We start from the raw sequence: 8,642 nt of genomic DNA on the forward strand, positions 1-8,642 counted from the left end.
ACTCGTCCGCCGCCGTGGCATCCGTGGCAGCCGACACGAGCCCCCCGCCCGGAGCGCCTCTGCTCCGGGTGGAGGACCTCGTGGTCGTCCTGCCGTCGGGTGCCGGCGTGGGGACCGTTCTCGACAAGGTGTCGTTCGAGGTCGACGCCGGCCGGACGACCGGCCTCATCGGCGAGTCCGGCAGCGGCAAGACGATGAGCGCCATGTCCATCGTCGGGTTGCTGCCGCCCGGCGCCGAGGCCACGGGGCGCATCACGTGGAAGTCCGACGACCTCCTCGCTGCGTCCGCGCGCAGGATCCGGCAGATCCGCGGGCACGAGATCGGCGTGATCTTCCAGGACCCGCTGGCCGCCCTGAACCCGATCCAGACCATCGGGAAGCAGGTCGGCGAGATCCTGCGGCGCGGTGGCATGCCGCGGCAGCAGGTCCGTGCCAGGGTGCTGGAGCTGCTGGAACGGGTCGGGATCCCGGACCCGGAACAGCGGATCGACGTGTACCCGCACGAGATGTCCGGCGGGATGCGGCAGCGGGTCATGATCGCGACGGCGCTGGCCGGCGAGCCCCAGCTGATCATCGCCGACGAGCCGACGACCGCCCTCGACGTCACCACGCAGGCGCGCATCCTCCAGCTGCTGGCCGACCTCCGCGACCAGGAGGGCGTGGCGATGCTGCTGGTGAGCCACGACCTGCGGGTGATGGCGCACGTCGCCGACGACATCGTGGTCATGTACGCCGGCCGGGTCGCCGAACGAGGGCCGGCCCGCGAGGTGCTGGAGAAGCCGCGGCACCCGTACACCCGGGCGCTGGCCAACAACGTCCCGGCGGTCAGCACGAAGTCGGCGATCGCCGAGCCGTTGCGGGGAGCTCCGGCCAACCCGTTCGACCGGCCCGCGGGATGCGCCTTCCATCCACGCTGCCCGATGGCGCAGGACCGCTGCCGCACCGAGGTGCCGGTCCTGCGCGAGGTCGAGCCCGGCCGGTTCAGCGCGTGTCACTTCGCCGAAGGGGTGGAGTCGTGAGTTCGCCCGTTCTGGAGATCCGAGACCTCCGGGTGACGTTCCCCGGGCCCCGCCGGTCCCTGCGCGGCGCCCGGACGATCGTCCAGGCCGTCGACGGCGTCGATCTGGACATCCAGGCCCAGGAGACGCTCGCACTGGTCGGCGAGTCCGGATCGGGGAAGTCGACCGTCGCGCGCTGCGTCCTCGGGCTCGTCAACCCGCAGCAGGGCACGATCACGTACGAGGGCCGGGAGCTCGGACCGGTCGACAAGCGGCCCGCGGAGTTGCAGCGCGCCATCCAGATGGTGTTCCAGGACCCGGGCTCCTCGCTGAACCCGCGCATGACCGTGGCGGCGATCATCCGCGAGGCCTGGAAGGTCCATCCGGCGGTCGCGCCGAAGGGCGATCGCCGTCAGGCGCTGGCCGATGCCCTCACCGATGTCGGCCTCGATCCCGGAGTCGCCGACCGCCGCCCGTCGGCGTTGTCCGGCGGGCAGCGCCAGCGGGTGAGCATCGCCCGGGCGCTCGCGCTGCGGCCGCGGCTGCTGGTCTGCGACGAGGCGGTGTCGGCTCTGGACGTGTCGGTCCAGTCGCAGATCCTGCGCCTGCTCGTCGATCTCCAGCGGACCCACGATCTGTCGATCCTCTTCATCACCCACGACCTCGCGGTGGTGCGGCAGATCGCCGACCGGGTGGCGGTGATGAGGAAGGGCGAACTGGTCGAGTGCGCCTCCGCCGAGGAGGTGTTCACGGCGCCGTCGCATTCCTACACGAAGCAACTGCTGGGCGCCGCCTACGACCTCGAGGGTGCGGGCAGGTCGTTCGAGACCCGAGGAGCGGTATCAGGTGAGTAACGAGCAGAACCTCCGCGCGGACGTGCTGATCGTCGGCGGAGGGGTGGGCGGGGTCGCGGCGGCGCTGGCAGCGCTGCGACGCGGCCGGTCGGTCATCGTGACGGAAGAGTACGAGTGGCTCGGCGGTCAGCTCACCAGCCAGGCGGTCCCGCCTGACGAGCACCCGTGGATCGAGCAGTTCGGCTGTACCCGGTCCTACCGCGCGTTCCGCGAGGGTGTGCGGCAGTACTACCGCACCTGGTACCCGTTGACCTCGGCGGCGCGACGCCGGCCGGACCTGAACCCGGGCCTGGGCCGGGTGAGCCGGCTGTGCCACGAGCCGCGGGCGGCGCTCGCCGTCATCGACGCCATGCTGGCGCCGTACCGCTCGGCCGGGACGTTGCGGGTGCTGACGCGGCACCGGGCCGTCTCCGCCCAGGTCGACGGCGACCGGATCACCGCCGTCACCCTCGCCTCGCACGCGGGCGTCGAGGTGACCGTCGAGGCGCCGTTCGTTCTGGACGGGACCGAGCTCGGTGACCTCCTGCCGCTGGCCGACGTCGAGCATGTCATCGGTTTCGAGTCCGCAGCCGAAACCGGCGAACCCAGCGCCCCGGCCGAGGCCCAGCCGCTCAACCAGCAGGCGTTCTCGTGGGTGTTCGCCGTCGAGCACCTCGACGGCGAGGACCACACGATCGACCGTCCCGACCAGTACGGCTTCTGGCGCGACTACCGGCCGGAGGTCTGGCCGGATCGGCTGCTGAGTCTCACGGCACCCGATCCCCGCACCCTGGAGTCGCTCACCCGGACGTTCGTGCCGCACGCCGCCGCCGGCCCGATCGTGGCCGACCAGAGCGCCGATCCGGGTGACCGCGACCTCTGGCTGTTCCGTCGCATCTTCGCGCGTGAACAGTACGAACCGGGCTTCGCGGCGAGCGACATCACCGTCGTCAACTGGCCGATGATCGACTATCTGCCCGGCCCGCTGATCGGCGTCAGCGACGAGGAGCGGGCCAAGCACCTCGAGGGTTCCCGGCAGCTCTCGTTCAGCATGCTGTACTGGCTGCAGACCGAGGCGCCGCGGCCCGACGGCGGCACCGGCTGGCCCGGGCTGCGGCTGCGCGGCGACGTCATGGGCACCACCGACGGTCTGGCGAAGGCGCCGTACATCCGCGAGTCGCGACGGATCCGCGCCCGGACGACGGTCGTCGAGCAGGACCTGTCGCTGACGGTCCGCGGCGACGCCGGCGCGGTGAGCTACCCGGACTCGGTCGGCGTGGGGATGTACCGCATCGACCTGCATCCCTCCACCGGCGGCGACAACTACCTCGACGTTCCGAGCAGCCCCTTCCAGATCCCGCTCGGCGCGCTGCTGCCGCTCCGGGTCGGCAACCTGATCGCGGCCGGGAAGAACATCGGCACGACGCACATCACCAACGGCTGCTACCGGCTGCACCCGGTCGAGTGGAACATCGGCGAGGCCGCCGGCGCCCTGGCCGCGCACTGCCTCGCCCACTCCCTGGCCCCGGAACAGGTGCGGGCCGACGAGAAGCGGCTCGCGGCGTTCCAGGACGAGCTGCGAGCCGACGGCTTCGAGCTGGCGTGGCCCGACGTGAAGGGCTACTGATCCGCAGGTTCAGAACGTCTCACCGCACGAGGACCGGCTACTCCACCCAACGAAGGGACAGCAGCATGGGTACGACTGTCGACCGACGTCATCTCCTCCGCACTGCCGGTGTGGCGGGCCTCGCCACCGCGACGCTGGGCGCCCTCAGCACGTCGGCGCAGGCGGCGCCGGCCGTGGAGGTGGACGTGGCGGGTGCGACGACCCCGCAGGACTTCGGGGCGGTCGGCGACGGCGCCGCCGACGACACCGCCGCCATCCAGCAGGCCATCGACGCGCAGCTGGCCCGCGCGAACAAGATCGTCTACTTCCCCCCGGGCACGTACCGCATCACCCGCACCCTCGTCATCCCCGACGTCGAACATCTGGGCGGCCAGAACCTCAACCGCATCGTCCTGGCCGGCGCCGGCACCATGGGCTCGCGAACGTCGCTCATCCGCGTCGACTTCGACGGCACCGGCATCGCGTGCGGGGCACCACTGGCCGCGTTCCGGGGCCTCGCCTTCGTGGTCGACCCCAGCCGGGCGAACGCGGTCGCCATCCACACCAAGCGCGACGACAGCCTCGGCGAGGGCGTCTCGAACAGCGACGACATGGACGCGACGATCACCGAGTGCACGTTCGTCGACTTCAACATCGCGTCGAAGCACGTGGGCCGGGGCATGGTCTTCACGAACAACCTCGTGGCGGTCGGCAACATCGGCCTGGAGATCTCCTGGCCGGTCGACGGGGTCAAGGGCGACAACGTCCACGTCCTGCCCTACGGGATGCGCAAGTGGCTGATCGAGGGCAACCACTTCCACAGCATGAGCTTCGCGATCACGACGACCGGGGCGGACGCCCACAACTTCCGCGGCGCGATCATCGCGAACAACATCCTCGACATCGGCCGGCGGCTGTTCACCGGCGGCATCATCAACTCGACCTTCTCCGGCAACGTCGTCGAGAACGGCGCCACCAACGCCACCGACGCGTCGGTGATCTCGATCAAGTCCGGTGGCACCAACCTCACCTTCAGCGGGAACGTCCTCGGCGGCGGGAATCCCGGCGGGGGCGCCCGGCCGCGGCACGCGATCGAGTTCCGTCCCGAGGCCACGGCCCGCAACGTGACGATCACCGGCAACAGCTTCAACTGGGTCGACGGATCGCCGGTCTACTTCGCCGCCGCGGCGTCGGAGATCACGATCTCGGCGAACTCGTTCGACAACTGGAACCTGGCCGCTGAGGAACGGTGGGGCGCGGTCCGGGTCAACGGGAACGCCACCGGTCTGTCGGTGATGGGCAACGCGTTCGGAGCCAACACCGTCGCCGGCGCACCCCCGGTGCGGGTGATCGGGACCCTGGCCGGCTCGACGATCGTGGGCAACATCGTCGACGGCACGACCGGTGTCGTGTACGCCGAGGCGTTCGGGCAGGACAACTACGTCGAGCGCCGCAGCTCCGGCGCCCGCCAGCACGAGCTCAGCGCGGCGAAGAACGGCGCGCTCGTGGTCCGGGCGACCACTGCTCCCCAGCCCGGCACCGACGCCTACGGCAGCTTCGTCGCCGCGTCGGAGCAGGCGACCGGCGCGGGTCCCGGCGTGAAGGGCGGCGTGCGGGTCGTCCCGGCCAACGCCTCCGGCGCGGCGGCCGTAGAGCTGCTCTGCTCGACGAACGACTCGAACGGGGTCGCGGCCATGCGGGTGGACATCAACGGGCTGGTCCCGACGGCCGACAACGCGCGTGACATCGGCTCGGCGGATCGGCGGATCCGGACGGTGTACGCGCACAACCTGCAGCTCACCACCGTCTCGGCGGCCGACCTGCCGGAGCCGACCGCGGGCGCCGTCGCCCTGGTGACGGACGCGTCCACGGGGGCCGGTGTGCTCGCCGTCGCCGACGGCAAGGCCTGGCGACGCCTGCCGCTGGGCGCCCAGGTCCGGAACTCCTGAGGCGAAGGGATCGACGCGTGCGGCTGGCCAGTTACCTCGTCCACGGAGCCGAACGATGGGGGTTCGTCCTCGACGAGCCGGCCACCGGGACGACCTGGGTGGTCGAACCGGCGCGGGCCGAGGCCTTCGTCGCCAGGTACGCGTCGATCCCGTCGTCCGGTCTGGTCGCCAGTCGTCCCCGGTTCCTCGGCGACGACTGGCCGGCCACGCTCGCGGAGTTCCTCGCGCTCGAGGACGACGGCATGGCCGTGCTGTCGCGCATGGTGACGTACGTGGAGCGGTTCGTGGCGCAGTCGGACGCGACGCTCCTGCCGAACGCCGGGTCGCCGGTGGACGAGATCGAGCTCCTGGCTCCCGTTCCCCGGCCGCGGCTGTACTGGGGACTGGTCGCGAACGCTCCCTCCTTCGTGCGCAACAACCCGAACACCCGCATCCTCAATCTGTTCCCGCTCGGGCACCAGCGGCCGCAGGGCGCGGCGATCGGATCCGGGGTTCCGGTCACCTTCCGCAACGGCCACCACCTGCCGCTGATGTCGTACAACGTGGAGCTGGCTGTCGTCATCGGCAAGGGCGGCCGCTACATCCCCGTCGACGAGGCGATGGACCACGTGGCCGGCTACACCGTCATCAACGACGTCGCCGGGACGTACTACTACGGCATCGTTCCCGGCAACGCCGGCCGCGGCTACTCGCTGCCGGAGCGCTACAGCGACTGGCTCTACCAGGTGACCGCCTCCTGGGGCGGGAAGAATGCCGACACGATGGCCCCGATGGGTCCGTTCCTCGTGACGAAGGACGAGGTCGGCGATCCGTACGACCTGCTGATGTACACCCGGCAGTCGGGACGGACGCGGGACCGGGCGCACAGCGGGGCGACGCTGCTCGGCATCGAGCGCGTCATCTCCTGGTACTCCTCGTTCGCCTCGCTGCACCCGGGTGACGTCATCCACTTCGCGACGATGGGCGTCGACGGGCTGCCGGTGCTCGCGGCCGGCCGGACGCCCCGGACGGAGCTCGAGGTCGAGATCGAGCAGGTCGGCACCCTGGTGAACCCGGTCGTCGTGGCCGATGGCACGGACCGCCCGGCGGTGCCGCTGACGTCCCATCCGTCCTACGCGGTGCGGGAGGTCGCGGCGTCGGGCTCCTCGGTCGTCGAGTCGCCGGACGCCTGGACGGTCGCGTCGGCGCGGCATCTGTACACGTCGTTCGGCAACCACGAGGCCGCAGAGGAGTCCGACGGGCTCCCCCGGCTCGAGGTGCCGCGCTTCCTCAACGGGCCGGCGACCTCGCTGGGCCGGGGCGGATCCGCCGTCGAGATCCCGCCGCGCGCCACCGATCTCGTCGTCGGCATCGAGCTCGCCGTCGTCGCCCGTGCCCTCGCCGCGGACGTGGAGGACGGGCGCGAGGTCGTGCTCGGGTACACGCCCCTGATCTCGTTGTGCGACCGCTCGTTCGCCGACGCGGTCGTGGAGCCGGCGCGTACGGGCGAACGCGGCATCCCCGCCATGTACGGCCGATGGGCCGACGGGTTCAACGTCGTGGGCGAACGGCTCACACCGCTGCCCGATCACGACTGGCGCGGCCGGGCCCTGTCGCTGGCGATCGGCGACCGCGTGGTCAGCGGTACGACGTCGGAGTACCTCCACGGCCCGGACGACCTGATCAGGACCATCTCCGCGATGATCACGCTGTTCCCCGGCGACGTCATCACCCTCGGATGGACGGCGACGCGGCTGCTGCTCACCCGCGACGAGTACGAGGCCGGCATCGTCGTCCGTGGCGAGATCGAAGGGCTCGGCGAGGTGAGCGCCGAGATCTCGCCGGCGCACCGGTCCACGGCCGACGACGAGCAGGAGCGACGATGAGCGACGAGCCACGGGCCCAGCCGAACGTCGTCCTGGTCGTGATGGACGACCTCGGCAACGGCGACCTGAGCTGCATGGGCAACGCGATCCTGCGCACGCCGCGGATCGACTCCATCGCCGCAGACGGCATCACGCTGCGGCACATGTACGCCGCCTCGGCGGTGTGCACCCCGTCACGCGCGGCGCTGATGACCGGACGGTACCCGCAGCGGGTCGGGCTGCCGAAGGTGCTGAATCCGCGCGACGGCACCGGGCTGTCGCCATGGGAGTACACCCTGCCGCGGCTGCTGCGGGACGCGGGGTACCGCACGGCGATGTTCGGCAAGTGGCATCTCGGCTGCCGGCCGGAGCACTACCCGACCCGGCACGGCTTCGACGAGTACGCCGGGCTCCTGTACAGCAACGACATGCATCCGGTCGAGTTGTTCGAGGGCGAGGAGATCTCCACCGCCGACGTCGACCAGGCGACGCTCACCCGCGCGTACACCGACCAGGCCATCGCCTTCATCGAACGGCACAGCATCGAGCGGCACGCGGACCAGCCGTTCTTCGTCTACCTCGCCCACACCATGCCGCACATCCCGCTGCACGTGGAGGACGAGTTCCGTGGCCGGTCGGCCGGCGGCACGTACGGTGACGTGGTCGAGAGCCTGGACCACCACATCGGCCGAGTGCTCGACACACTCGACGACCTCGGCCTGGCCGACGACACCCTCGTCATGGTGACCAGCGACAACGGGCCGTGGTTCGAGGGCAGCACGGGAGGGCTCCGAGGCACCAAGCTGCACACGTACGAGGGCGGGATCCGGGTCCCGTTCGTCGCGCGGTGGCCGGGGCACATCCCCGCCGGCGCCGTGTCCGACGAGCCGGCGTGCCTGTTCGACCTGTTGCCGACCTTGGCCGGGCTGACCGGCGCGACGGCACCGCGGGACCGGCCGATCGACGGCGTGGACGTGTCGGCCGTCCTCACCGGCGGTTCCACGACGCAGCCGCGTCCGCTGTTCTTCTTCCACTGGTGGACGCTCAACGCCGTCCGCTGGGGTCGGTGGAAGCTGCACCTCGACCGCTTCCCCCGCGACCCCAGCCGGGCCCAGGGCCGGGAACTTCCTCAGTTGTTCGACCTCGAGCTCGACCCCGCGGAGACCTACGACCTGAAGGACCGGCACCCCGACGTCCTCGAGCACCTCACCGGCCTGGCGGCGCGCTTCGAGGACGAGATCGACGCCCAGCGCGATGCCGCGGAAGCCCGTGCGGCCGGCCGAGCCACAGCTGGCGCGCCGCGATGAGGCCCGGCTGGTCACCGGGTGGTCCGCGACCGGCCCGTGTCGAGGCGATGGGTCTGCACGGCGTCGTAGGTGGACTGCAGCTCTGGTTCCGAGCTCCGATAGAGC

General features: G+C 71.2%; 6 protein-coding genes. All 6 read left to right on the plus strand.

Features of this window, described 5'->3' with window-relative positions; all coding sequences use genetic code 11:
• Window positions 1–68: 68 nt before the first annotated feature.
• Complete coding sequence (locus DZA62_RS31840) at window positions 69–1,019, plus strand: ABC transporter ATP-binding protein (RefSeq protein WP_232827659.1); 951 nt, start codon at window positions 69–71, stop codon at window positions 1,017–1,019.
• On the plus strand, window positions 1,016–1,852 hold the full coding sequence (locus tag DZA62_RS31845) for an ATP-binding cassette domain-containing protein (protein WP_198664415.1): 837 nt from the start codon (window positions 1,016–1,018) through the stop codon (window positions 1,850–1,852). The genes DZA62_RS31840 and DZA62_RS31845 overlap by 4 nt, the downstream gene beginning before the upstream one ends.
• Window positions 1,845–3,458 carry an FAD-dependent oxidoreductase gene (locus DZA62_RS31850; protein WP_116952999.1) on the plus strand — a complete coding sequence of 538 codons (1,614 nt, stop codon included), beginning with the start codon at window positions 1,845–1,847 and terminating at the stop codon, window positions 3,456–3,458. The genes DZA62_RS31845 and DZA62_RS31850 overlap by 8 nt, the downstream gene beginning before the upstream one ends.
• A 65-nt stretch (window positions 3,459–3,523) precedes the next feature.
• Entirely contained in the window at window positions 3,524–5,386 is a 1,863-nt protein-coding gene (locus DZA62_RS36590) for a glycosyl hydrolase family 28-related protein (protein ID WP_198664416.1), read from the plus strand.
• Window positions 5,387–5,403: 17 nt separating this feature from the next.
• Complete coding sequence (locus DZA62_RS31865; RefSeq protein ID WP_116953000.1) at window positions 5,404–7,251, plus strand: fumarylacetoacetate hydrolase family protein; 1,848 nt, start codon at window positions 5,404–5,406, stop codon at window positions 7,249–7,251.
• A complete protein-coding gene (locus DZA62_RS31870) occupies window positions 7,248–8,537 on the plus strand; it encodes a sulfatase family protein (RefSeq protein WP_198664417.1) in 1,290 nt (429 codons plus the stop codon). The genes DZA62_RS31865 and DZA62_RS31870 overlap by 4 nt, the downstream gene beginning before the upstream one ends.
• Window positions 8,538–8,642: the final 105 nt, after the last annotated feature.

The organism is Jiangella endophytica, assembly GCF_003427025.1.
GTDB lineage: Bacteria > Actinomycetota > Actinomycetes > Jiangellales > Jiangellaceae > Jiangella > Jiangella endophytica.

What these genes read in the sequence shown, in the direction of transcription:
- DZA62_RS31870 (WP_198664417.1), top strand. Translation starts at nt 7,248, where the DNA reads ATGAGCGACGAGCCACGGGCCCAGCCGAACGTCGTCCTGGTCGTGATG.
- DZA62_RS36590 (WP_198664416.1), top strand. Translation starts at nt 3,524, where the DNA reads ATGGGTACGACTGTCGACCGACGTCATCTCCTCCGCACTGCCGGTGTG.